The organism is Streptomyces sp. NPDC018964 (genome assembly GCF_044390325.1).
Lineage (GTDB): Bacteria > Actinomycetota > Actinomycetes > Streptomycetales > Streptomycetaceae > Streptomyces.
This window is the reverse complement of sequence record NZ_JBIRYZ010000005.1, coordinates 338,195-362,519: the sequence shown is the minus strand read 5'-3', so window position 1 is coordinate 362,519 and position 24,325 is coordinate 338,195. Positions and strand designations below refer to the sequence as shown.

General features: G+C 68.8%; 25 protein-coding genes, 1 pseudogene and 1 riboswitch. Of the genes and pseudogenes, 18 read left to right on the top strand and 8 right to left on the bottom strand.

What is annotated here, in order from left to right; all coding sequences use genetic code 11:
• Positions 1-36: 36 nt before the first annotated feature.
• The gene (lexA, locus tag ACH5AO_RS11380) at positions 37-816 is read right to left on the bottom strand and encodes a transcriptional repressor LexA (RefSeq protein WP_398924007.1); all 780 of its coding nucleotides are present in this window, start codon (positions 814-816) and stop codon (positions 37-39) included.
• Between the two features lie 521 nt (positions 817-1,337).
• On the opposite strand from lexA, the gene nrdR reads away from it, so the two are divergent.
• Together nrdR and ACH5AO_RS11370 are read left to right on the top strand one after the other, a co-directional pair.
• On the top strand, positions 1,338-1,904 hold the full coding sequence (gene nrdR, locus ACH5AO_RS11375) for a transcriptional regulator NrdR (protein ID WP_398924006.1): 567 nt from the start codon (positions 1,338-1,340) through the stop codon (positions 1,902-1,904).
• Positions 1,905-2,069: 165 nt separating this feature from the next.
• The gene (locus ACH5AO_RS11370; protein WP_398924005.1) at positions 2,070-4,964 is read left to right on the top strand and encodes a vitamin B12-dependent ribonucleotide reductase; all 2,895 of its coding nucleotides are present in this window, start codon (positions 2,070-2,072) and stop codon (positions 4,962-4,964) included.
• 94 nt (positions 4,965-5,058) lie between these two features.
• On the opposite strand, the gene ACH5AO_RS11365 is transcribed toward ACH5AO_RS11370, so the two are convergent.
• On the bottom strand, positions 5,059-5,592 hold the full coding sequence (locus tag ACH5AO_RS11365) for a TerD family protein (protein ID WP_398924003.1): 534 nt from the start codon (positions 5,590-5,592) through the stop codon (positions 5,059-5,061).
• 157 nt (positions 5,593-5,749) lie between these two features.
• Here ACH5AO_RS11365 and ACH5AO_RS11360 point away from each other — a divergent pair, with 157 nt between their 5' ends.
• The 3 genes from ACH5AO_RS11360 to ACH5AO_RS11350 all read left to right on the top strand — a co-directional run bounded on the left by ACH5AO_RS11360 (position 5,750) and on the right by ACH5AO_RS11350 (position 8,073).
• Entirely contained in the window at positions 5,750-6,355 is a 606-nt protein-coding gene (locus ACH5AO_RS11360) for a YdbC family protein (protein WP_398924002.1), read from the top strand.
• Positions 6,356-6,473: 118 nt separating this feature from the next.
• Entirely contained in the window at positions 6,474-7,133 is a 660-nt protein-coding gene (locus ACH5AO_RS11355) for a histidine phosphatase family protein (RefSeq protein ID WP_398924000.1), read from the top strand.
• A gap of 31 nt (positions 7,134-7,164) precedes the next feature.
• Positions 7,165-8,073: an ADP-ribosylglycohydrolase family protein gene (locus ACH5AO_RS11350; RefSeq protein WP_398923999.1), complete on the top strand. Its 909-nt coding sequence runs from the start codon at positions 7,165-7,167 to the stop codon at positions 8,071-8,073.
• A gap of 301 nt (positions 8,074-8,374) precedes the next feature.
• Here the strand turns inward: ACH5AO_RS11350 and ACH5AO_RS11345 are convergent, their stop codons facing one another.
• On the bottom strand, positions 8,375-9,922 hold the full coding sequence (locus ACH5AO_RS11345; protein WP_398923997.1) for an MFS transporter: 1,548 nt from the start codon (positions 9,920-9,922) through the stop codon (positions 8,375-8,377).
• Positions 9,923-10,105: 183 nt separating this feature from the next.
• On the opposite strand from ACH5AO_RS11345, the gene ACH5AO_RS11340 reads away from it, so the two are divergent.
• From ACH5AO_RS11340 to ACH5AO_RS11330, 3 genes are all read left to right on the top strand, one after another.
• Positions 10,106-10,729, top strand: coding sequence for a TetR/AcrR family transcriptional regulator (locus ACH5AO_RS11340; protein ID WP_398924055.1), 624 nt, complete (start codon positions 10,106-10,108; stop codon positions 10,727-10,729).
• 81 nt (positions 10,730-10,810) lie between these two features.
• Positions 10,811-11,512, top strand: a complete 702-nt coding sequence (locus ACH5AO_RS11335) for a ribonuclease HII (RefSeq protein ID WP_398923996.1) — start codon at positions 10,811-10,813, stop codon at positions 11,510-11,512.
• Positions 11,513-11,579: 67 nt separating this feature from the next.
• Entirely contained in the window at positions 11,580-12,179 is a 600-nt protein-coding gene (locus tag ACH5AO_RS11330) for a hypothetical protein (RefSeq protein ID WP_398923995.1), read from the top strand.
• A gap of 222 nt (positions 12,180-12,401) precedes the next feature.
• On the opposite strand, the gene ACH5AO_RS11325 is transcribed toward ACH5AO_RS11330, so the two are convergent.
• Entirely contained in the window at positions 12,402-13,016 is a 615-nt protein-coding gene (locus ACH5AO_RS11325) for a hypothetical protein (RefSeq protein WP_398923994.1), read from the bottom strand.
• A 214-nt stretch (positions 13,017-13,230) separates the two neighbouring features.
• Positions 13,231-15,396: a RecQ family ATP-dependent DNA helicase gene (locus ACH5AO_RS11320; protein ID WP_398923993.1), complete on the bottom strand. Its 2,166-nt coding sequence runs from the start codon at positions 15,394-15,396 to the stop codon at positions 13,231-13,233.
• A gap of 140 nt (positions 15,397-15,536) precedes the next feature.
• Here ACH5AO_RS11320 and ACH5AO_RS11315 point away from each other — a divergent pair.
• Positions 15,537-16,085: pseudogene (locus tag ACH5AO_RS11315) on the top strand (DUF4192 family protein); the annotation flags it as partial.
• Positions 16,086-16,167: 82 nt separating this feature from the next.
• Here ACH5AO_RS11315 and ACH5AO_RS11310 read toward each other — a convergent pair.
• Entirely contained in the window at positions 16,168-16,374 is a 207-nt protein-coding gene (locus ACH5AO_RS11310; RefSeq protein ID WP_398923992.1) for a hypothetical protein, read from the bottom strand.
• A gap of 157 nt (positions 16,375-16,531) precedes the next feature.
• Entirely contained in the window at positions 16,532-17,698 is a 1,167-nt protein-coding gene (gene xerC / locus ACH5AO_RS11305) for a tyrosine recombinase XerC (RefSeq protein WP_398923991.1), read from the bottom strand.
• A 336-nt stretch (positions 17,699-18,034) separates the two neighbouring features.
• Between xerC and ACH5AO_RS11300 the strand changes: the two genes are divergently transcribed.
• From ACH5AO_RS11300 to ACH5AO_RS11265, 8 genes are all read left to right on the top strand, one after another.
• Entirely contained in the window at positions 18,035-18,220 is a 186-nt protein-coding gene (locus tag ACH5AO_RS11300; RefSeq protein ID WP_398923990.1) for a helix-turn-helix transcriptional regulator, read from the top strand.
• A gap of 302 nt (positions 18,221-18,522) precedes the next feature.
• Positions 18,523-19,632 carry an AAA family ATPase gene (locus tag ACH5AO_RS11295; RefSeq protein WP_398923989.1) on the top strand — a complete coding sequence of 370 codons (1,110 nt, stop codon included), beginning with the start codon at positions 18,523-18,525 and terminating at the stop codon, positions 19,630-19,632.
• A 142-nt stretch (positions 19,633-19,774) separates the two neighbouring features.
• The gene (locus ACH5AO_RS11290) at positions 19,775-20,005 is read left to right on the top strand and encodes a hypothetical protein (RefSeq protein ID WP_398923987.1); all 231 of its coding nucleotides are present in this window, start codon (positions 19,775-19,777) and stop codon (positions 20,003-20,005) included.
• Between the two features lie 94 nt (positions 20,006-20,099).
• Positions 20,100-20,480 (top strand): hypothetical protein, encoded by a 381-nt coding sequence (locus ACH5AO_RS11285; RefSeq protein WP_398923986.1) that lies wholly within the window; start codon positions 20,100-20,102, stop codon positions 20,478-20,480.
• The gene (locus ACH5AO_RS11280) at positions 20,446-21,006 is read left to right on the top strand and encodes an HK97 family phage prohead protease (protein ID WP_398923985.1); all 561 of its coding nucleotides are present in this window, start codon (positions 20,446-20,448) and stop codon (positions 21,004-21,006) included. The genes ACH5AO_RS11285 and ACH5AO_RS11280 overlap by 35 nt, the downstream gene beginning before the upstream one ends.
• Positions 21,006-21,278 (top strand): hypothetical protein, encoded by a 273-nt coding sequence (locus ACH5AO_RS11275; protein ID WP_398923984.1) that lies wholly within the window; start codon positions 21,006-21,008, stop codon positions 21,276-21,278. Before ACH5AO_RS11280 ends, ACH5AO_RS11275 begins: the two co-directional genes overlap by 1 nt.
• A complete protein-coding gene (locus tag ACH5AO_RS11270; RefSeq protein ID WP_398923983.1) occupies positions 21,275-21,487 on the top strand; it encodes a hypothetical protein in 213 nt (70 codons plus the stop codon). Before ACH5AO_RS11275 ends, ACH5AO_RS11270 begins: the two co-directional genes overlap by 4 nt.
• On the top strand, positions 21,484-22,065 hold the full coding sequence (locus ACH5AO_RS11265) for a hypothetical protein (RefSeq protein ID WP_398923982.1): 582 nt from the start codon (positions 21,484-21,486) through the stop codon (positions 22,063-22,065). The genes ACH5AO_RS11270 and ACH5AO_RS11265 overlap by 4 nt, the downstream gene beginning before the upstream one ends.
• Before the next feature lie 944 nt (positions 22,066-23,009).
• Here the strand turns inward: ACH5AO_RS11265 and ACH5AO_RS11260 are convergent.
• Entirely contained in the window at positions 23,010-23,567 is a 558-nt protein-coding gene (locus tag ACH5AO_RS11260) for a hypothetical protein (protein ID WP_398923981.1), read from the bottom strand.
• Between the two features lie 317 nt (positions 23,568-23,884).
• A riboswitch (cyclic di-AMP (ydaO/yuaA leader) is annotated at positions 23,885-24,036 on the top strand.
• A gap of 49 nt (positions 24,037-24,085) precedes the next feature.
• Between ACH5AO_RS11260 and ACH5AO_RS11255 the strand changes: the two genes are divergently transcribed.
• The gene (locus ACH5AO_RS11255; RefSeq protein ID WP_398923980.1) at positions 24,086-24,274 is read left to right on the top strand and encodes a hypothetical protein; all 189 of its coding nucleotides are present in this window, start codon (positions 24,086-24,088) and stop codon (positions 24,272-24,274) included.
• Positions 24,275-24,325 lie beyond the last annotated feature (51 nt).

The following is a 24,325-nucleotide window of genomic DNA, read 5'->3' as shown; positions in this document are numbered from 1 at the left end:
GCGGGGCGGGCCGTCCGGGCCGTCCCCGCGCCGTGCTCAGACGCGCCGTAGAACGGCCACCACCTTGCCCAGGATGGTCGCGTCGTCGCCCGGGATCGGCTCGTAGGCCGCGTTGTGAGGGAGCAGCCAGACGTGGCCGTCCTCCCGCTTGAAGCGCTTGACGGTCGCCTCGCCGTCGAGCATGGCCGCGACGATGTCCCCGTTCTCGGCCACCGGCTGGCGGCGGACCGTCACCCAGTCGCCGTCACAGATCGCGGCCTCGATCATGGAGTCGCCCACGACCTTCAGCACGAACAGCTCACCGTCACCGACGAGCTGCCGGGGGAGGGGGAAGACGTCCTCGACGGACTCCTCGGCGAGGATCGGGCCACCGGCGGCGATACGGCCGACCAGGGGCACGTAGGACGCGGCCGGCTTGCCGGCGGTGTCCGTGGGCTGCACGGAGGCGGCCTGGTCGGAGCCGCGCACCTCGTAGGCGCGCGGGCGGTGCGGGTCGCGGCGCAGGAAGCCCTTGCGCTCCAGGGCCATCAGCTGGTGGGCCACGGAGGACGTGCTGGAGAGACCGACCGCCTGGCCGATCTCGCGCATCGACGGCGGGTAGCCGCGACGCTGCACCGAGTCCCTGATGACCTCGATCACCCGGCGCTGGCGGTCGGTGAGTCCGGAGCTGTCCGCCCGGATGCCGGGAGGTCGGCCCGGCAAGGAGCGCTTGTGCCCCTCGGGATTCATGGCTTCGTTCATCGCGTGCACCGGCTCGATCCGGCCCTGGGGGCGGTCCTGGGCAGTGATGGCGGCACTGTCTGCGGTGGTGGTCACGTCGGCCCCTCTCGATGGTCTCCCTGCAGCACAACGGTAGTTGCTTTCGAAAGGTTGCGCCAAACACACGTTCGAGTGAAAAATCGCGAATCGTCGTGCGCCATCTCTCGTCAAGGTGTATCGGTCGCCGCGCTTCCCGTCGGGCGGACGGGCCGGGGGTTGTACTCTTCACCGCTGAGGCGACGGCCTCGCGGTCGCGGGCCCTCAGTCTGTCACCGGGGGCTCCGTGGCGCGTGGAGCGGCCCCGCTTTCTTCGGGGTCCGCACACCCCGTCCCCGCCTCCCGCACGGCATCCCCCTGTCCTCCGGCGTGTCCTGCCCGCCCCGACACGCGCGACACGCGTGCAGTCGTGGATGTATGAGTCAATCACCACATCTAGTGGTTGGATTGCGGCAGCAGCCCAGAAGTTGTGGTCCCCCGGGTCTTCGGGCCTTTGGAGATCGCCTATGCTGGTGCTGCTTCGTGAGGCCCGAGAGGCCCTGCGAGGCCATCGAGTCTGCTGTGAGGAGGGTTGGGAGTTCATGCACTGCCCCTTCTGCAGGCACCCCGACAGCCGTGTCGTCGACAGCCGTACGACCGACGACGGCACGTCGATCCGCAGGCGCCGCCAGTGTCCGGACTGCTCCCGTCGTTTCACGACCGTGGAGACGTGTTCGCTCATGGTGGTCAAGCGGTCCGGAGTCACCGAGCCGTTCAGCCGCACCAAGGTCATCAACGGTGTGCGCAAGGCGTGCCAGGGGCGGCCCGTCACCGAGGACGCCCTCGCCCAGCTCGGGCAGCGCGTCGAGGAGGCGGTGCGGGCCACCGGGAGCGCCGAGCTGACCACCCACGACGTAGGGCTGGCCATCCTCGGCCCGCTGCAGGAACTCGACCTCGTCGCCTACCTGCGGTTCGCGTCCGTCTACCGGGCGTTCGACTCGCTGGAGGACTTCGAGGCCGCGATCGCGGAACTCAGGCGGGCGGAGCGGCCCGCCGCGGACGGCAGGCACGACGGGGGCGGCGAGGGAGCCGCCCCGGGGGGCCGGAAAGACGACAGCGGGCCCGGCGGGGCCGTCCAGGTCCCCGCGCCCGCTCCCGCCGCCGACTGACCGGCGGGCCGGCCCGGCACGCCAGACGCGGGGACCGGCCGGGCGGCGGCGACCAGAAGACCTGTTGCGGGCAGACGAGTGGGTGCCCGCAGCACCAGACAGAACACCGTGCCACGGGAACAATCGGGGCACTTCAGGGCGTTTTCGCCCGTACAGGGAGGCGGCATGACAGAGACGGCGAGCGGTCCGGCACGGAGTTCCCGAGCCAAGGGCAACAAGGCCGGCAAGGGACTGCGTATCGAGCGCATCCACACCACTCCCGGAGTCCACCCGTACGACGAGGTGGCCTGGGAGCGCCGTGACGTCGTCATGACCAACTGGCGCGACGGCTCGGTCAACTTCGAGCAGCGTGGCGTCGAGTTCCCCGACTTCTGGTCGGTGAACGCGGTCAACATCGTCACCAGCAAGTACTTCCGGGGAGCCGTGGGCACCCCGCAGCGCGAGACCGGCCTCAAGCAGCTGATCGACCGCATCGTGAAGACGTACCGGAAGGCCGGCGAGGACCACGGCTACTTCGCCTCGCCCTCCGACGCCGAGATCTTCGAGCACGAGCTGGCGTACGCCCTCCTGCACCAGATCTTCAGCTTCAACAGCCCCGTGTGGTTCAACGTGGGCACGCCCCAGCCGCAGCAGGTCTCCGCCTGCTTCATCCTGTCCGTCGACGACTCCATGGAGTCGATCCTCGACTGGTACAAGGAAGAGGGCATGATCTTCAAGGGCGGCTCCGGCGCCGGCCTGAACCTCTCCCGGATCCGCTCCTCCAAGGAGCTGCTGTCCTCCGGCGGCAACGCCTCCGGCCCGGTCTCCTTCATGCGCGGAGCCGACGCCTCCGCCGGAACGATCAAGTCCGGCGGCGCCACCCGCCGCGCGGCCAAGATGGTCGTCCTCGACGTGGACCACCCGGACATCGAGGACTTCATCGAGACCAAGGTCAAGGAGGAGGAGAAGATCCGCGTCCTGCGTGACGCGGGCTTCGACATGGACCTGGGCGGCGACGACATCGCCTCCGTCCAGTACCAGAACGCCAACAACTCGGTCCGCGTCAACGACGAGTTCATGCGGGCGGTCGAGCAGGGCGGCAAGTTCGGCCTGCGCGCCCGGATGACCGGCGAGGTCATCGAGGAGGTCGACGCCAAGGCGCTCTTCCGCAAGCTCGCCGAGGCCGCCTGGGCCTGCGCCGACCCGGGCATCCAGTACGACGGCGTCATCAACAACTGGCACACCTGCCCCGAGTCCGGCCGGATCACCGCGTCGAATCCGTGCAGCGAGTACATGCACCTGGACAACACGTCCTGCAACCTGGCCTCGCTGAACCTGATGAAGTTCCTCAAGGACGACAGCCAGGGCAACCAGTCCTTCGAGGTCGACCGCTTCCAGAAGGTCGTCGAGCTGGTCATCACCGCGATGGACATCTCGATCTGCTTCGCGGACTTCCCGACCCAGAAGATCGGCGAGAACACCCGCGCCTTCCGCCAGCTCGGCATCGGCTACGCCAACCTCGGCGCCCTGCTGATGGCGACCGGCCACGCCTACGACTCCGACGGCGGCCGCGCCCTCGCCGGCGCCATCACCTCCCTGATGACCGGCACGGCGTACCGGCGCTCCGCCGAACTCGCCGCGATCGTCGGCCCGTACGACGGCTACGCCCGCAACGCCGACGCCCACAAGCGCGTCATGAAGCAGCACGCCGACGCCAACGGCACCGCCGTGCGCATGGACGACCTGGACACCCCGGTGTGGGCCGCCGCCACCGAGGCATGGCAGGACGTGGTCCGCCTCGGTGAGAAGAACGGCTTCCGCAACGCCCAGGCGTCCGTGCTCGCCCCGACCGGCACCATCGGTCTGGCGATGTCCTGCGACACCACCGGCGTCGAGCCCGACCTGGCGCTGGTGAAGTTCAAGAAGCTGGTCGGCGGCGGCTCGATGCAGATCGTCAACGGCACCGTCCCGCAGGCCCTGCGCCGCCTGGGCTACCAGGAGGAGCAGATCGAGGCGATCGTCGCCCACATCGCCGACCACGGCAATGTGATCGACGCCCCCGGCCTCAAGCACGAGCACTACGAGGTGTTCGACTGCGCCATGGGCGAGCGCGCCATCTCCCCGATGGGCCACGTCCGCATGATGGCCGCGATCCAGCCCTGGATCTCCGGCGCCATCTCCAAGACGGTCAACATGCCGGAGACGGCGACCGTCGAGGAGGTCGAGGAGATCTACTTCGAGGCCTGGAAGCTGGGCGTCAAGGCGCTCGCGATCTACCGCGACAACTGCAAGGTCGGCCAGCCGCTCTCCGCGAAGACCAAGGAGAAGGAGAAGGCCGAGGTCACCGAGAAGGCCGAGGAGACGATCCGCGCCGCGGTCGAGAAGGTGGTCGAGTACCGCCCGGTCCGCAAGCGCCTCCCCAAGGGCCGCCCCGGCATCACCACCTCCTTCACGGTCGGCGGCGCCGAGGGCTACATGACCGCCAACTCCTACCCGGACGACGGTCTCGGCGAGGTCTTCCTGAAGATGTCGAAGCAGGGTTCGACGCTCGCGGGCATGATGGACGCCTTCTCCATCGCCGTCTCGGTGGGCCTCCAGTACGGCGTGCCGCTGGAGACGTACGTCTCGAAGTTCACCAACATGCGCTTCGAGCCGGCCGGCATGACGGACGACCCGGACGTGCGGATGGCGCAGTCGATCGTCGACTACATCTTCCGCCGCCTGGCGCTGGACTTCCTGCCCTTCGAGACGCGCTCCGCGCTCGGCATCCACTCCGCCGAGGAGCGCCAGCGCCACCTGGAGACCGGTTCGTACGAGCCGTCCGACGACGAGGTCGACGTCGAGGGCCTGGCCCAGTCGGCACCGCGGGCCCAGGAGCTGAAGGCGGTGTCCACGCCGAAGGCCGAGGCCGAGGCGGTCAAGCCGGCCCCGAAGCAGGCCCACACCAGCGCCGAGCTGGTCGAGATGCAGCTGGGCATCCAGGCCGACGCCCCGCTGTGCTTCTCCTGCGGTACGAAGATGCAGCGCGCCGGTTCCTGCTACATCTGCGAGGGCTGCGGCTCGACCAGCGGCTGCAGCTGACGCGGCCGGCACGTCCGGGCGCTGCCCGGACGTGAGGGACGGCTGAGGGCGGTGGTGCCGGTGTTCCGGCGCCACCGCCCTCGGTGTTTTCCGGTCAGGCCCGGCGCGAGGACCCCATCGCACGGGTGAAGTCCGCCGGGTCGCCCTCGAAGCCCTGGACACCGGGGCGGAACTCCCAGGCCCCCGACCCGCCCCGGACGAACTCCGCGACCGTCGCCGCCGTGGCCCCGAGGACGCCGCCGAAGTCGTCCTCGGCCAGCACGGTGTAGCCCTCACGGATGCGCAGACCGGGGTTGCCCACCCCGGAGAACGTCCGTCGGCCCTGGTGCTGCTGTATGACGACGCCCACCACCACGCGCGCGTACCGCTGGTCGAGCCGGTCCAGTTCCAGCGTCATGACCTCGTCGTAGCCGAAGCCCTGGCCGTCCTTGCTGTCCCGGTTGAGCGTGATGGTGCCGTCGGGGGAACGACTGTCGAAGTGCACCACGTAGGCGGGAGTGCCGTGCGTCTCGCCCGCCGGATAGGGCGCGGCGACGAGATCCAGGTCGGTGGAGGGCTGCCCCGACGGACTCGGGTCCCACCTCAGCGCGATCTCGACCTTACGGATGCCCTTGTTGAGGCCGTTCACCAGTCTTCCCCTTCCCCGTGACCGTCCTGCCCGCTCACCCCAATTGCCGGGAAATCCCGACGGGTTGTCCATCCTGCCACGCGCGTGGCGGCGGACGACGGTAAGCAGTCACTCCGGGGGTGACCGGCGCCATGCTCCCTGGCCTTACGATGGCGCGGTGCTGGTCAAGTGGATTCGCTGCACCGTGGTGGACCGCCGCGGGTTCGAGCGGGGGCAGCGGAAGTGGGCGGGGCTTCTGGGGGAGCCGGGGTTTCGCGGACAGGGCGGAGGCTGGAGCCGGGGGCGGCCGGACGTGGCGCACGTCTTCTCCTTCTGGGAGAGCCGCGCCTTCTACGACTCGTTCATGGCCCGCTCCCACGACCGGCTCGCCTCGGCCCAGTCGGGCACGTTCAAGGACGCCCAGGTCAGGCTCTTCGACCACCGTTTCGACGTGAAGACCGGCTTCGAACCGCGTTTCACGGACGCCGATCTGCTCAGGGTGGCGCTGTGCCGCGTGCACGAGGAGCGGTCGGAACACTTCGTGCTGATGCAGGAGAAGGTCTGGAACCCGGCCATGGCCGGATCGCCCGGTATGGTCCGGGGACTGTTCGCGGAGGCGCCCGGGCACGAGTTCCTGGTGCTGTCGATGTGGCGGTCGGCCGCCGAGCACGGCAAGTACCGCACCGAGCGGGTGGAGCGCCTCGCGCTGAGGGCGCAGACGGAGGCCGACGTCGCGGCCCTGGCGGGGGACATCGTGGAGATGGAGTCGGCCTGGACGGTGTGACGTCCGGGCTCGCGAAGGTGCGCGCCGGCGTGGCGCGGGGTGTGGGACGTGTGTGACCTACGCCGTACACGGCCCGCACGGGTGCTCGTCCGGCCGTCACTCGATCTAGGGTTTCGGCATGGCACGACCACGGCGCATCGTCCTTGTCCGACACGGCGAATCAACGGGCAATGTTGATGACTCCGTCTATGAACGCGAACCCGATCACGCCCTGGCCCTGACCGAGCGGGGCACGCGGCAGGCGGCGGAGACGGGTGAGCGGCTGCGGGAACTCTTCGGCCGCGAACACGTCAGCGTCTACGTCTCCCCCTACCGCCGCACGCACCAGACGCTGAGCGCCTTCCGGCTCGACCCGGAGCGGATACGCGTGCGCGAGGAACCGAGGCTGCGCGAGCAGGACTGGGGCAACTGGCAGGACCGGGAGGACGTGCGTCTGCAGAAGGCCTACCGGGACGCCTACGGGCACTTCTTCTACCGGTTCGCCCAGGGGGAGTCCGGAGCCGACGTCTACGACCGGGTCGGCGGCTTCCTGGAGAGCCTGTTCCGCAGCTTCGAGGCCCCCGACCACCCCCCGAACGTCCTGATCGTCACCCACGGTCTGGCCATGCGGCTGTTCTGCATGCGGTGGTTCCACTGGACCGTGGCGGAGTTCGAGTCGCTCTCGAACCCGGGGAACGCCGAGATGCGGATGCTCGTTCTGGGGGAGAACGGCAAGTACACCCTCGACCGGCCTTTCGGGCGCTGGCGGGATCCGGAACCCTACGGGATCACCGGATGAACAGAGGGTCACCGGATAGAGTGGCAGGGCGATGACCGCTGATTCCTCTTCCGCCGGGCGCCTGGACCGCGCCCTGGCCAGTCTGCGCGGCGTGTCCGTGGGAGACGCGCTCGGCTCCCAGTTCTTCGTGCCGGTGAACTACCCGCTGCTCAAGCGTCGCGAACTGCCTCCGGCACCCTGGCAGTGGACGGACGACACGGAGATGGCGTGCTCCGTCGTCTCCGTCCTGGCCACGCACCACCGGATCGACCAGGACGCCCTCGCGTGGTCCTTCGCCACGCACCACGACTTCGACCGGGGGTACGGGCCCGCGGTCAACCGGCTGCTGCGACTGGTCCGCGAGGGCGGCGACTGGCGGGAACTCGCCGCCGCGCTCTTCGACGGGCAGGGGTCGTGGGGCAACGGCGCCGCGATGCGGATCGCGCCGTTGGGCGCCTGGTACGCGGACGACCCGGAGCAGGCCACCCACCAGGCCGAGATCTCCGCCTATCCCACGCATCAGCATCGTGAGGCCGTGGTCGGTGCCATGGCCGTCGCGGCGGCGGCCGCGCTGGCCGCCGCGCCCGGCGGGCCGCCCGGCTCGGAGGCCCTCCTCGACGGGGTCATCGCGCTGGTGCCCGCGAGGAGCGCGGTCGGTGCGGGGCTGCGCAGGGCCCGGGACATGCTCGACTACGGCGACGCGGCCACCGTCGCGGCCGTGCTCGGTTGCGGACGGCGTACGACGGCGCACGACACGGTGCCCTTCGCGCTCTGGTCGGCGGCCCGGTCCCTCGGTGACTACGAGCGGGCGTTCTGGACGACCGCGCAGGTGGGCGGGGACGTCGACACGACCTGTGCGATCGTGGGCGGCGTGGTCGCCGCCGGGAGGGCGGGGGCACCGCCCGCGGAGTGGGCCGACCGGGTCGAGCCCCTGCCGGACTGGATGCGGACCGCGGTCTGAGGGCGGGGACCGGACACCGCCCCGGCTCGAGGACGAAGTCCGGAACTCTCTGTGCACGCCGGGAACTCTCCGTGACCGGCGGCCGTTGTCGAAGTGTCCGCTGTGTGAGGCATGGGGCCTGACACGTGTAGACACGTCTGTCGTACGGGAGCGGTGCGGGGGAGGGGCCGTGGTGGTGATCGTGAAGGCGTTGCCCAGGGTCCTGTTCGCCCTGATGGGCACGAGCCGGCCGGGCGTTCGCCGGCCGAGTCCGAAGACGTCGGCGGGTGCGCTGCCGGGCCGGCTCCGTGGTGTTCCCTTCTCAGCCCATGCCCGGTCCGGCGGAGCCGGACAGCGCCTCCAGGTCGCTCTTGCGGACCCGGATGACGAACCAGGCGGTGGCCAGGGCGAGTACGGCCATCGCGGCAGCCGGGACGAAGGCCGTGGAGATGCCCTCGGTGAGCACCTCGTGACCCCAGGGGGCGGGCAGTTGCTGCGTCTGGGCGAACTCCGCCTTCTGCTGCGCCGTTCCTTCCGCGAGGAAGCCCGGGATCTGCTTCTCCGCCTCGTCCTTGCTGGCCGTGCCGAACACCGTCGTCAGGAGGGCCAGTCCCACCGACCCGCCCACCTGCTGGGTCGCGTTGAGCAGTCCGGACGCGGCGCCGGCCTCGTGCTGGGCCACGCCGGAGACCGCGGTGAGCGTCAGCGTCACGAAGTTCAGTCCCATGCCGAAGCCGAAGACCAGCATGGGGCCGAGGATGCCGCCGGCGTACGAACTGTCGGAGCTGATCAGCGTCTGCCAGGTCAGTCCGATCGCGGCGAGCGCCGACCCGACGAGCATGAACGGCTTGGGGCCGAACACGGGAAGGAAGCGCTGCGACAGACCGGCCCCGAGCGCGATGACGACTGTCACCGGCAGGAAGGCGAGTCCGGCTTCGATCGGGCTGTATCCGAGCACGTTCTGCACGAAGAGGACGATGTAGAAGAACATGCCGAACATCGCCGCGGCCAGGCTGAGCATGATCACGTACGTGCCCGCGCGGTTGCGGTCGGTGAACATCCGCAGCGGGGTGATCGGCTCCTTGGCCCGGGACTCGATCAGCGCGAAGGCCACCAGCAGGACCACGGCGGCCGCGAAGGAGCCGATGGTCAGCCCGTCCCGCCAGCCCTCCTCCGCCGCGCGGATGAAGCCGTAGACGAGGGAGGCCATACCGGCCGTCGAGGCCACCGCGCCCGCGATGTCGAAACGGCCGGTGTGCCGCTCGGACTCGTTGATGTACATCGGTGTGAGGACGACGATCAGCAGGCCGATCGGCACGTTGACGAAGAGCACCCACCGCCAGTCGAGCCACTCGGTGAGCATGCCGCCCGCGAGGAGGCCGATGGCGCCGCCGCCCGCGGAGACCGCGGCGAAGATGCCGAAGGCGCGGTTGCGTTCGGGGCCTTCCGGGAACGTGGTGGTGATGAGCGCCAGCGAGGTGGGCGAGGCGATGGCGCCGCCCACGCCCTGCAGGACGCGCGCGGCCAGCAACTGCCACGGTTCCTGGGCGAATCCGCCGAGCAGGGAGGCGAGGGTGAACAGCAGGATGCCGGTCATGAAGACGCGGCGGCGGCCGAGGATGTCGCCGGCCCGGCCGCCGAGCAGCAGCAGGCCGCCGAAGGTCAGGGTGTAGGCGCTGATCACCCAGGTGAGGTCGGTGGTGCTGAACTCGAGAGCGTTCTGGATGTGCGGCAGCGCGATGTTCACAATCGTCGAGTCGAGGACCACCATGAGTTGGCAGGCCGCGATGACGGTGAGTGCGATGCCGGGACGGCCGGCCCGGCGGGCCGCGCCTGGCTTCTGGTCCTGGATCAAAGGAGAGGTTGTCACTATGGGTCCCCCACGAGTGCGTCAGTGAACGCTCGCGTTCACTGTTGCGTCAACGGTATGAGTCCCCGACAGTGAACGCAAGCGTTCACTTAATGCGTTACCGCTCGGCGTGTCCCCCTCGGTCGCCGCGCGGTGCGCGCTTCATCCCCGAATGCCCGCTTCCTCTGCTCGTTGGAGAGTCAGATGGTTTCTTCGAGCTGGGTGGCCGCCCAGGATCGGACGGCCGCATCCCGCCGCCGCGGTGCCGTACTGGAACGCGCGATCCTCGATGCCGCCCTGGAGCAGCTCAGTACGGTCGGCTGGAACGGCCTGACGATGGAGGGCGTCGCCGCGGGCGCCCAGACCGGAAAGGCCGCCGTCTACCGGCGCTGGCCGTCCAAGGAGGACCTGGTCGCCGACGCGCTGCGGGCCGGGCTGCCGCGGTTCGACGAGGCGCCGGACCTGGGCGGCGTGCGCGAGGATCTGCTGGACCTGTGCCTGCGGGCGCGTGACGCGATGTTCTCCCAGCCGGGATGTGCTCTGCGTTCGGTCATTCACGAATGTGACACGCTTCAGGCCGAGCGCTTCCATGCCGTCATCTTCGACGGGGTCGTGGAACCCACCATCAAGATGCTGCGCGCCGTGATCGAGCGCGGAATCGAGCGGGGGGAGGTGCGTGCCGACGCGGCGAACGGATATGTCTTCGACGCCATTCCGGCGATGATGATGTATCGCTCGAAGGTGTGCGGCAGTGAATGGTCGGACGTCGATCTGGAGGAGATGATCGACCAGTTGATGGTTCCGCTGCTGCGGCCGGAGAGCTTCTGACCGCGGTTTCCGTGAGCGGCCGGCGCCGCTCGGGGGCCGGGGTGTCGCGGGCCCGCACGGGCGGCGTACGCTAAGGGCGCCATGCCGTACGAACCACCTACTCACACCGTCGAGCGCTCTCTGCGCGCCACGACCGGGGCGAAGATCGTTGCAGGTGTCGACGAGGTGGGGCGCGGCGCGTGGGCCGGCCCTGTCACCGTCTGCGCGGCGGTCACCGGACTGCGCAGGCCCCCGGAGGGCCTCACCGATTCCAAGCTCCTCACCGTCAGGCGACGCACCGAGCTCGCCGAGACACTGCGGAGCTGGGTGACCTCGTACGCCCTGGGGCACGCTTCCCCCGAGGAGATCGACGCCCTGGGGATGACGGCCGCGCTGCGGCTGGCGGCGGTGCGTGCGCTGGGGGAGCTGCCGGTCCGGCCGGACGCGGTGATCCTCGACGGCAAGCACGACTATCTCGGCACGCCCTGGAAGGTCCGTACGGTCATCAAGGGCGACCGGTCGTGCGTGGCCGTCGCGGCGGCCTCGGTGATCGCCAAGGTTCAGCGCGACAAAATGATGGCCGAACTGGGTGCCGACCATGCAGACTTCGGTTTTGCGGACAACGCCGGGTATCCGTCGCCCGTGCACAAGGCCGCACTGGAGGTCCGGGGCCCCACTCCGTACCACCGGTTGTCGTGGGCGTATCTTGATGCGCTGCCCCAGTGGCGGCACCTCAAGAAGGCCCGCAGCTGGACAGAAGGGCGCGTTCGGGAGATCGAGGGGCAACTCGGCTTCGATTTCTGACGGGCCGCTCGTACTCATGTGCCACCCGGCGGCGCGAGCCGTACCAACGTTTGATAAAAATCAGCTCATGCCTCTCATTCCCGAGGAGCCTCAGATTCACGAGAGTGCCCAGGGTCCCCGCACCGCGCCGACCCCCCGCCCCGTACCCGGTCCCCGCCCCGCGGCTTCGTCGCGTCCCGGTCGCCCCGGCCCGCCGCGGCCCGCGCCACCGGTGCAGCGCGCGTCGCGTGACGCGGCCAAGCCCGTTCCTCCGGGCCCGCCCGCGTCCAAGGCGGCCACCCCGCAGCTCCAGTTGATCCCGGCCTCGGCCCAGGGGGCGCTCGACGCCGCCGAAGAGGCCGTGGACCTGCTGCTGGACTCGGGCCGCGCCCCCGGCGACGTGCTGGTGATCACCACCGGCGACCCGCACCCGTGGGCCACCCACGAACTGTCCTTCGGCGAAGCCTCCTACTGGGCCCAGCACGACGCCGGTGACGACGTCTTCTACACGGACGCCAAGGTCGCCGAGCGTGCCGGTGCGCGGCCTGTCGTCGTGGTCGCCGTCAACGGAGGCCCGGAATCCGTGGCCGCCTCCGCCCTGTCGGCGGCGCATGCCCGGGCCGGCGCCCTGCTGATCGTCTGCGGCGACCCGCAGCGCATCAACTCGGTGCTGGGCGCGGGCGTCTGAGCCGACGCCTCGGCATCCGGCCGGACGCGGACGCCGCGGTCGCGGCGTCCGCACGATCGGCGGTTCGGCGTGCCCGGGACCGGAGGAGCGATGCTCCTGCGTCTCCGCCGCCCCGGCACGGGGCCGGGGCGGGCGTCGTGCCGAGGCGGCGCACCGCGCCGTTGTGCGGTCCGTCCCGCATCACCCTGCGTCGCCCGGATGCCCGACGGCGTCTCCGTGACGTCAGCGTGCCGCCGCGCGGCGCAGAACCTCCGACGCGGCGCCACCCGTGCGCGGTATCCGGGGAGGCACCGTGGTCGTGGCAAACGGTTCCGGCGCCGAGCCGGCGCTGGGGTGGCGGCCGCCGCGCCCCTCACCGAGAACCTGCCACCCGTCACGGGTCAGCGTGATGTACGCCCCGCAGCGCAGCCCGTGCAGGGTGCAGGCGTCGCGCAGTCCCCACATCCACGCGCCGTCCTCCTCCGTCCAGCGCGCGTCGCCGTCGCGGCAGTAGAGCAGCACGGCGGTGCGCACCGGGGTGCGGCGGCGCAGGTCGTGCGGGATCACCCGGCGCAACTGGTCCAGCAGTACATTACGGAGCAGCCAGCCGTCCGCGGAGGTGGTGCGCCGGGTGAACGACGCGCTCGCCCGCACACGTTCGTCCGGATCGAGCACGGCGACGACCGCGGTCGCCGGACCGGGACGGTGCCGGGCGTGCAGTCCGCTGACGACCTCCCGCGGGCTGCCCAGCAGCGGGATTCCCGCGGCGGCCCACTCCGCGGGTTCGAGCACACGGTTGGCGGAAGCGGCGGACGTCGACAGCGATGCCGCCGAGGACGGAGCGAATCCGAAGGTCACGGTCCTCCCTTCGGCTACGCCCGGACTGCGGGCAGGGTCGGATTCGGGGGAGCGCGCACGCAGCGGAGCCCTACCAGATCGGCGGGCGAGCCGTGCGGGTGCGTCCTTCAATTCTTCCTGTCGAACTTGGATGCGGCAACGAGCAAATTGAGGAAGCGGCCCGGTATCGGGTGTTACACGTCTTATATCCCCACCTGTTGGACGGGCCGAACCATCAGCCCTGTACGGCCAGCACCAGAGGCAGCACGCCTTGTGCACCGGCCCGCCGGAGCAGACGCGCCGCGACCGCGAGGGTCCAGCCCGTCTCCGTGTAGTCGTCCACGAGGAGGACCGGGCCCGGCGTCTCGGCCAGCGCGGCGGCGAGGTCGGCGGACACGGTCAGCGCCCCGTCCAGGGCCTTGAGGCGCTGCGCGCTGTTGCTCCGGGAGACGGAGCGGGCCTCGCCCGTGTAGGCCACCGATCCCAGCAGCGGCAGCCGTCCGATCTCCGCGATGCGCGCCCCCAGCGAGTGGATCAGCCGGGGTCGGCTGCGGGAGGCGAGGGTGACCACTCCCACCGGCCGGGGCCGGGGCTCCGTCGCCCCCGGGGCCCAGCCGCCGGGCCCCTTGGCCCAGTCCGCCAGTACGCCCACCACGGCCCGGGCGACGTCGTCCGGCACCGGCTCGTCCGGTGCCTGCGGCGCGAACATCGGACGCAGCCGGTTGCCCCAGCCGATGTCCGACAGGCGCCCCAGCGCCATGCCCCGATCGGCCTGTTCCCCCGCCGGAATGCGCCCCTTGAGGTCCATGCCGATCGCCGGGAGCCCGGTGGGCCACATCCGCCGGGGCTCCACCTCGACGCCCGCCCGGCCGAGATCCACGCGGGCCGCCTCGAGGGCGGTCGAGGAGGCCTCGGGGGTGTACCGCGCGCCCGCGCAGTTGTCGCAGCGGCCGCAGGGCTTGGCGCCCTCGTCGTCCAACTGGCGCCGCAGGAACTCCATCCGGCAGTCCGTGCTCGCCGCGTACGCGCGCATCGCCTGCTGTTCGGCCTTGCGCTGGCGCGCCACCCACGCGTACCGCTCGGCGTCGTACGTCCACGGTTGCCCGGTCGCGATCCAGCCGCCCTTGACCCGCTTCACCGCCCCGTCCACGTCGAGCACCTTGAGCATGGTCTCCAGGCGGGAGCGGCGCAGCTCCACCAGCGGCTCGAGGGCCGGCAGCGACACGGGCCGGTCGGAGCGCGCGAGGACGTCGAGCGTACGGCGCACCAGGTCCTCCGGGGGGAAGGCGAGCGACGCGAAGTACTCCCAGATCGCCTCGTCCTCCTTCCCCGGCAGCAGTAGCACCTCGGCGTGCCGGACACCGCGTCCGGCGCGGCCGACCTGCTGGTAGTAGGAGATGGGGGAGGACGGTGAGCCGAGATGCACCACGAAGCCCAGGTCGGGCTTGTCGAAGCCCATGCCGAGCGCGGAGGTGGCGACCAGGGCCTTCACCTTGTTGGCGAGCAGGTCCTCCTCGGCCTGCTGCCGGTCGGCGTTCTCCGTCCTGCCGGTGTACGGGGCGACGGTGTGCCCGCGCTGCCGCAGGAAGGCGGTGACCTCCTCGGCGGCGGCCACGGTGAGCGTGTAGACGATCCCCGAGCCCGGGAGCTCGTCCAGGTGGTCGGCGAGCCAGGCCATCCGGTGCGCGGCGTCCGGCAGGCGCAGCACGCTCAGGCTCAGGCTCTCCCGGTCCAGCGGGCCCCGCAGCACCAGCGCGTCCGACGAGCCTCCCGTGCCCAGCTGTTCCGCTACGTCGGCGGTGACACGGGCGTTGGCGGTGGCGGTGGTGGCGAGGACGGGCACGCCGTCCGGGAGGTCGGCGAGCATGGTGCGCAGCCGGCGGTAGTCCGGGCGGAAGTCGTGCCCCCAGTCGGAGATGCAGTGCGCCTCGTCGACGACCAGGAGCCCGGTCGCGGCGGAGAGCCTGGGCAGCACCTGGTCGCGGAAGTCGGGGTTGTTCAGCCGCTCCGGGCTCACCAGCAGCACATCGACGTCGCCCGCGGCGATCTCCGCCTGGACGGACTCCCATTCCTCGCTGTTGGAGGAGTTGATGGTCCGGGCGCGGATTCCGGCTCTGGCCGCGGCCTCCACCTGGTTGCGCATGAGCGCCAACAGCGGGGAGACGATCACGGTGGGGCCGCTGCCCCGGGCCCGCAGCAGTGAGGTGGCCACGAAGTAGACGGCGGACTTGCCCCAGCCCGTGCGCTGCACGACCAGGGCCCGGCGCTTGTCGGCGACCAGTGCCTCGATCGCCCGCCACTGGTCCTCGCGCAGCCGGGCCCCGCCCGAGGCGTCCCCGACGAGGCGGGCGAGAACCGCGTCGGCGGCCGTGCGGAGATCCGCGTTGCTCGTGTGCTCCATGGGTCCATCCAACAGGACACCACTGACATGCGGGCGGGCGCGCGGGAGCGGTCCTCGGACCCCGAAGCCGGTGACATGTCCCTGGTCGGATTTATCCACAGGGAAAACCGGAAGGCTGCAATCCGCGAGATCGTCTTCGCATGACGAACCACGGCGAAACCACTGGATCCCCCGAAAACGGTGACATCCGCGGACGCGACACCGGTCCCCGGACACCCGGCGACGAAGACCGCGCACCGCGTCCGCAGGACATCACCTGCACCGCGTACGACAGCCATGGCGACGGACAGCAGGTCACCCTGCGCTCCCCGGCCGAGCTCGCCGACGCCCTGCCCTACCTGCTCGGCTACCGTCCCGAGGACAGCATCGTGCTGGTCGCCCTGCACGACAAGGACGGACGGGGCCGGTTCGGCGGCCGCGCCCGGCTCGGCGTCCCCGCCAACCCCGACGACTGGCCCTCCGCCGCCCGGCAGCTGGTCCACGGTCTGGTGACGGGCAGCGAGCGCCGGGGCGCCCGGCCCGAGCAGATGGTCGTCTTCCTCTGCCACGAACCGGGCCCGGGCGAATCGGGCCGGCAGGTCAAGGAGCGGCTGGGGCCGCTCGCCCACACCCTGCGCCTGGAGTGCGGTGCCCTGGACATCCCGGTGGTGGAGGCCCTGTGCGTCTCGGACGGCCGCTTCTGGTCGTACTGGCCCAGTCGCCGCGCTGAGCAGGCACTTGTCTCTGATCCCGCATGATCCGGACACCACCAGGACACACCGGCACGGCGGCTCACTGAATCATGGTGATGCCGTCGGGGACGACGTAGATCACGATCACCGTGACGATGACGCCCAGGGTCCAGCGGAAGGCGCGGGCGGACGAATCGATGGCCTCACGACCCGAGCCGCCCGACTCGCGGACAAGGAGCGCGCGCAGCAGAGCGACGACGACGGCGAGCAGGATCGCGATGACCACCGCTGAAACGCTGGTGAACATGAACTAGGAGCCCTTCTTCCCGATAGACCGGGTGAGGGCCCCTTGCTTCCAGGCATGCCTCAGGAAGGGAACCCGTCACCTTTCCTGAGGTGGCGCTGCTTCTCGCGAAGTGAGCGCCGCCGGGGGAGAAGTTACCACACAGCGCGTAGTGCCTCCGTCACTCAATCGTGAGGCCACCGAGGGCGCTCTGGACGGCGTCGCGCGTGGTGTCCTCGACCTCGTCGAAGAGGTGCACATACACGTCGAGCGTCACGGAGGGCTTGGCGTGCCCCAGCCGCTTCTGCACTGTCTTGATCGATTCCCGGTGGGCGATTAGCAGGGACGCGTAGTAGTGCCGAAGATCGTGCATGGACGCCGACTGCGGTATCCGTATCGGCGAGTCCGCCTCTGCCAGTGCCTCGTTCGCCCGCGTGCGCATGTTCGCCCACACACCGGACCAGTTGCCGCCGTTGATCGCCGCCCTGCCGCTGCCGTTGGCGAAGACGAGGAGCGCCGTACGCGCGTGAGGGCGGCGGGAATCGGTCCGGTCGACCAGTTCCACGGGTACCGGTGGAAAGCGCCTCACGTGCTCGTTCAGGGCCTCCACGACGCCCTTGGCGAGCGGCACCGTCCGGTAGCTGCTGTCCGTCTTGGGCGGGCCGATGTAGGGCTCCCCCTGGTCGAGCCGCACCGCCTGCTGCCGCACGTGCACCTCGCCCTTGTCGAGGTCGAGGTCCCGGAGTTCGAGGCCGACGAGTTCGCCCATCCGCAAGCCCGACCCGGCCGCCAGCAGCACCATCGCCCGGTACCTGGGCGGGGCCGCCGCGACGAGTGCCGCCACCGCCTCATGCGGCAGCGGGACGATCTCCGGGCGGCGTGCGCTGGGAGCCTTGATGCCCGCGCACGGGTTCTTGACGATCACGTCGTTGTGCACCGCCCAGGTGAGGACCGCCTTGAGCCGGCCGTAGATGATCGCCGTCGTCGACTCGGCCAGCGTCTGACGCAGGATCTTCAGCCACTGTTCGATGTCGCCGCGCTTGAGGCCGCCGACGGCGCGGTCGCCGAGGTACGGGTATACCCAGATCCGGAACTGCCGCTCGGCTCCCTGGGCGGTCTGAGGCCGGTGGTCGGCGCTAGCCAGCCACCCCTCGCAGACCTTCCGCAGCGGCATCCTCGGGGCATCGGGGTCGATGTAGTGGCCGCGTTCCAGGTCGGTCGTGACCTTCCGGGCGAACTTGTCGGCGTCGCCCTTCTTCGTGAAGGACTTCCGCCGCTCCCGACGCCCCTCATCCCGCCAGCGGACGGCGTAGCGCTTGCCGGTGCCGTGGATGTCTGAGGGGAACAACTCGCCATTGCTGGTTGTGTGTTCGGTGCAGGGGTCGACATTCCGGCGGGGATTCCGGGAATGCCAGCGATCTTCGACGGTGGCCATGGCGGTGCTCATTCCGTGCTGGTGTCCACGTCCAGCCTACTGCTGCCCGAAGATTTTGTAGCTTCACATAAGCGGATAAGGCTTTCCGGCTCCGAATGTCCAGGTCAGCGGCATTGTTGATCTCGAATTTCCGTGAATTCGCGTGTCGCGATTGGTGTTGTTGGGGTTTTCGGCGCTTTCGCTTTTCCTGGGAGGGGCGGCGCATGGTGATTTCATCACAGGCCACCGAAACGTGAGAGAGGCCGCGCCATGGCAACCGAACTCCTGTCGATCCGGGAACTCGCTGAATTCCTCGGCGTCCCCATCCAGACGATCTACTGCTACAACTACGACGGCAGCGGCCCCCGTCGCATCAAGTTCGGCAAGCACGTGCGCTACCGCCGCACCGACGTCGAGAAGTGGCTCGAAGAGCACACCGTAGAGAAGGCCGCATGACGGGCGGCACATGCCACAGGGGTCATCCGTGGCTCGGAAACGAGTACTGGGCACCCGCGTCGCCGTCGCACCCGAAGCCCTACCGGCAATACCGTAAATGCCGCCAGCAACGGCAGCCCGAGTACAACCGCCGCTACCGGCAGCACCTCGCCGAACGGCGCAGAGCGGCGAAGGAAAAGGACGCCTGAACGCGACTCCGCCCCCGGCCAGGAGAGGTCGACCGGGGGCGGAATCAATGCAACTTCTGCGAACCCCGCCGCACCGGAGGTGACCAGCCCCGAACAGTGAAAGCGAGATCACCCATGAGTGTAACCGACGGTAATGCATCCGCGCATACCGCTATCGCCGTGCTGGCGGAACGAGCTGTGACGTACCACGGCGAAGCCGAGAAGATACGGGACGAAGTCGCAAGGCTCATGCCGCACCTTCTCGCCGCGTTCGACGCCGAGGTGGCCGTCGCCCAGGACCGGGCGGAAGAGGGGGTCTACGGCAAGCTCGTGCGCAATGTCGTCGACGCCGACGCCGTCGACACCCTCCCCGACCCGGTGCCGCTCATTGACGGCCTTCTCGACGCGGACACGGTCGCCTGGATCTACGGGGCGCCCGGATCGTTCAAATCGTTCCTGGCGCTCCATATGAGTGCGTGCGTCGCGACCGGCGAACGGTTCTGCGGCCACTCCGTGAAACGGCCGGGAACCGTGCTGTACCTCTGCGCCGAGGGCAAGCGAGGGCTCAAGAAGCGGGTTAAGGCATGGGAGCGGCATTACGGCCGACCCATGTCCGGCGTCAGGTTTCTGCCGGTGGCCGTCCAGTTGCTCGACGCCGAACAGCTCGACGCCTTGGTGCGCGTCTGCCGGGAGGCCGGCCCTGTGCTGGTGGTCATCGACACCCAGGCGCGCTGCACCGTCGGTGTGGACGAGAACAGCAACGGCCAGATGGGGCAAGTCGTCGCCGCCGCCGACCGGATACGCGAAGCGACGGGGGCCTGCGTCCTGTTCGTCCACCACACCGGCCGCGACGGGAAGAACGCCCGAGGCGCGTCGGCGATGGACGGCGCAGGCGACGCGATGATCAAGGTAGAAAGCGACAAGACTGCCGGGCTCATCACGATGAAGTCGGAGAAGCAGAAGGACTCCGCCAACTTCCCGTCGATCACTCTTCGCGTCCAGATGGTAGCGGAGAGCGTGATTCTCTCTCACGAGACCGTGAGAATTTCGACCGACGGTGAAGCAGAAGTTCTCAGGGTTCTCACGGAACTTCTCACTGAGCCCTCCAGCCCGACGAAGATCGTCCGGCTTGCCGAGACTCCGGAGTCGACGACGTACCGGGCGATAAAGAACCTGGCCACTAGGGGTGTCCTGGTAAATGAAGGCTCAGAGGGGCGGCCGCGCTACAGGCTCGTCCAGGGGTAAGATCCGCTGCCAAATTCTCATCCCTTTCACTGAAATTCTCACTGTCGCTCAAATTCTCACCGGCCCCCTCCCCTAGGAGGGGCCGGGAATGAGAAATTCCGGCGTCGCGAGAGATGACACCGACATCGAAAGGATCACTGTCATGGGCAGGATCAAGGTCAACAAACCCCGTCGGCCTCGACGGACGACGACACCGGTAGAGCAGGAGCTGCGAGCACTGGTCGGAGAACGCATCCCCGGCGGCTGCGATCACTGCAACGCCGATCAAGTACTGAAGTCGGACGTGTCGGCACCGGGGATCTTCATGCTCAACGTGCAGCACAACGACGGATGCCGTTGGTACGCCGAGCACTGCGAGGGGATGGGTCGATGAATGCCCTTGGACGTCCCTCGGATGGCTTTCTCCCCCCTGGCCGGACCAACTCCATTACCGCCTCCGTGAAAGGTCCGCAGAAAGGCGCACAGCCATGATCTATTCCGACGCCGACCGGCTGCTCGCCACCGGTCGTGATCGCGATGCCATCGCCGAAGCCGTCGCCTTCTACGTCCGGAACTCCCCGCCGTCTCCGCACTCCCGCCGCAATCGCGACATCTACAGAAACCTCGGCACTGCGGAACCGTCGGGTGCCCTTGCCGGGGAAGAATTCCTATCAGTGGCCGATGCGGCACAGCTCCTGGGGATCTCGCAACGCCAAGTACGGAACACAGCGCTCACCATGACGGGTGCTTACCGGCTGCCGAACGGCATATGGAGACTCCCCAGGGGTGAACTACTGGCACTGGCCGAACAAAGGGCCGTCGAAAGGAGGCGCAGTGTTCCCCGAGCGCAAAACCTTCACGTCGCATGACGTCAAGGCCGCCGACGGCACCGTCACCGCTATGTTCAGCGTCTACGGCAATATTGACCACGACGGCGACGTCGTGACGCCTGGCGCGTTCACCGACGGCCAGGAAGTCGTCATCAGCGCGTACAACCACTCCTCCTGGGGCCCGAACCTCCCCGTCGGTAAAGGTGTCATCCGGACCGGTAGTTCCGGTGGCGCTCTGGTGGAAGCGACATTCTTCAAGTCGCAGGCCGCGCAGGACACCCTGGAAGTCATCCGGGAACTGGGGCCACTCCAGCAGTGGTCGTTCGGCTTCAACATCCTGGACTACTCGCACGGCGACCAGAACGGCACAGCGGTGCGGTTCCTCAAGTCCCTGGACGTCTTCGAGGTCAGTCCGGTGCTCCGTGGCAGTAACAGTGCCGCACACACTGTCGAGACCAGTTCCATCGCCGCCATCCGCGCCCGAGTGCTCGCCGAGGAAGCTCACAGGACTTACGCATCGTTCGTCCTGCGCCAAATCGCCGAAGCCAACCGGGAGGTGGCCTGATGATGATCCGCGTCGACGGCACGACCAGCCAGTACGCCGCGGCCAAAGCGGCTCTGGCCGTTCACGCCAAACGGGCCGGCTGGCCTCCCAGGACTCCCGTGCAGATCCGCTTCTATCGCACCGACGTTGGCAGCAGTCCGAGGGCGTTCACCGGGTTGTTCGACGGTCGGTGCGTCATCGCCCTCGACGTCTCGCTGGACGAGCTGGGCGTCTACGACCACTGCAAGCAGGCGATCAACGACCTGGTCGCGAAGTTGAAGGAGCACTCATGACGCTGTCACCGACCGAACAGGCCCGCGCCGACCTTCTGGCCTCCCTGGAACTGTCGACGGTCCGCGACCTGGACGACCCCAACGTCGCCGAAACCCTGGCGATCAAGGTCATCGCACGCCTGGACGAAGAGGCGTACCGGCATCTGATCCACATCGTCGACCGCGCCAAGGCCATCGCCGTCGCGCGCAGCAAGGGGGAGGCGTCGTGAGGACCGGTGCCCAGAACAAGGCCATCACCAGCGTCAGCACCAAGGGCGGCGGCGGCAAGTGCGAGCGGTGCGGGCGGCAGCGCGGACCTCAGTCCTGCCGGACCGTCGAGGGCCCTGTCGCTGGGGAGTACTGCGTCCAGTGGGGGCTGGAGCCCGACCCTGTCCGGGGATACATCAAGCCAACCCCGGACCCGGTGCTCCGTCACGAACGGGGGGCCATCGACAAGTGGGCGGACGCCATCGCCGACGCCACCAAGAAGATGCAGGACTGGGATCAGGAGCTGGCCAAGGCCAAGGCCAAGTGGCTGGCCGCAGTCCACGCCCAGCAGACTCAGCCCCAGCCTCAGACCGTCTGGCGTCGTGGTGGTGGTGAGCCCGTGAGCGTCGGCCTAACGCGGGCCGATATCGAGCGCCTGGCCGTTGCCGAGCGTGACGCCCGCGAGGAACTGAACACAGTCGAGTCAGGTTGGCAGCTCCAGCGCAAGATGCTCAGTGACATCGAGCATCGCGCTGAGTACGACCGCACATATGCACGACTCGAAGATCGTGGTCAACGACCAATTGTTAATGACGAGTGAAACGTTGACTTCAATGAAAGCGAACTCGTCATCGAGGGCGACGAGTTACCCGCACCCGTAGTGATCGGTGAGGCCGCACCCTCCCGGTTGCTGCGAACTGTCCAGCATTCAAGAGTCAAGACGGCGGGCGAGTGGGAGACCCTAACCACCCAGGGGGGAGGGGATCATGCTTAAAGAGATCCCCTTGGCGACCCCGCGCTCGGTCCAACATTTTTTCGCGCGCCCGATTTTTCATGCATCCCCCCGCTGCGGAAAAGGTGAATTGATCATGGTCGGTACTCCGAGGACGAGGGCCCCTAGGGTAGGGACGCCGAGGGTTCCGATCCCGTGGAACTGCCACGCGTGCGGTACGCGGGAGGGCCGGAGCCGGGGCAATCCTGACCTCTGCGCCCCGTGCGAGTACCGGCGGAGGCGACCACGATGACCAGTCGTACGTGTGAAGCATGCGGTCAGCGTTTCGAGCAGGTGGGCCCTGGACGCCCCCGCCGCTACTGCGACGCCCATCGGCCCCGCCACGGCCACCGACGCCACCAGGACGCCCGTGCCGCGCTGGGCGACGTCACCGGCATGCCGTGCAGCCGCTGCGGCAGCCCGATCCTGGACGGTCAGCCCTGGGACCTGGACCACGCCGATGGTGGCGGCCCCGGCGACTACAACGGGCCGGCGCACGCGTCGTGCAACCGCAGAGCCGGGGCCCACAAGGGCAACGCAGCCCGTAGGGCGGTCTCCGAGCGTCCGGAGGCACCGTCCCTGACCATCACTCCCGACCACGTCCCGGGCGGCTTCCAGAACGCCGCTGGGGCCGTCTACTGCAAGTGCCCGCAGTGCGCGAAACCGGACCCGCCGCAGCACTGGGGGCGCGGTCGCTGGTGGGCGAATGTCGGCGGTCGGTGGGTACCGGGTTGTGGGGGGTCTCGCGACTGGTGAGGAAGGGGGGCTGGCGGCTACCGCTTCGTGCCGTCGTCATCCAAGGCCTCCTGTGCAGCATCAATAAAGGCGTCTACAGCCAAATCCAGTTTTTGACCGCGATCGCCGGCACTTTTGAATGCTTGTCTCAGTGAGTCCCTCCTGCGAGGGGTACTGATAAGTGACGCCACTGAGGAGGTGAGGGCTAAAGAGCGATTGCTTACTGTTTTGGCGATTTTTGTTATATCTTCCGGGCCGGCCAGTTGGACGCGTGTCAGGACTGTCATGACGTTGATGTGGAGACGGTAGGCGTCTTCCACTAGTGTCTCGTAAGCGACTCCTGAGGATCGGAAGTGGCGATCAAATTCCTCTTGATCCTCTGGCGGGCTTTCCTCGAACAAGGGCGCAGCATGGTTCAGTTGCTCCCTGACCGCTGCTATGAACTCTTCGTAGACCGCCTGCCGGGCATCGCGCCGTTGTCGCCGGTGCTCACCGCGTGCTGTGATCTTCGCTTGTTCCCGTGCGGACCATCCCGTGGCGAGTGCCGCCGCTGTCGTCGCGACGGCCCCTGCAAGCGCGCCCAGTACTGCCGCCAACCCTGCGTCCATAGGGAGAGTTTGGCAGGAGCACGACGCCTTTATCGGAGTTAGCCGATCATGGCGCGATCTGTTCGGTAACTGATCGTCAATTCTATGGCCAGAGTTCGGGGTTACCCTGGGATTATCACTCGAATGGGTGAGCGAGGTGATTAACAGCACATCAGGGCATTTCAATTGGCGCTACTGATCGGTAGCCCGCGATGATCCTCCGCACAAGTCCTCACCGACGGAGGTGAGGCGGTCCGGTAGACCCCGAGTCCTGCCGCTGCCCGGACGTCTGTCTCGCACTCGGAGATCGGCAGGAGCGGGGGACCCAACGCAAGTTGCCGGGTCTCGTGAGCAGCCCTGAGGTGCGGGGGCATCAGGGAGTCGGCTAGGGGTGAAGCCGTGCGCATGGCACGGCCGGGCTTGTCTTCGTAGAGCCCGAACCCGACAGCTCACCTCGCAGGCGGCTACGAAGGTGAAGGCGAGCCATGTCGGCGCCGCAGAACAGCCCGCAGTCCCCTGTTCCTCACGTGCAGAGGAACAAGAAGATCGACGCTCTGATCGCCATCCTGGCATCGACCATCGTCGGCTTCGTCGCGGGCATCCTCCATCGGGTCATGGAAGGCGTCTCGTACTACGAGGCGCTCAAGACCGGAGGAGGGACGACGATCGGACTCCTGATCGTCATCTTCGTGATCCTGACCTACATCTGGTCCTGATCGCGTAGGAAGCAACACACAGCCTCCGGTAGCCCTCTCGACCCTTGGGGG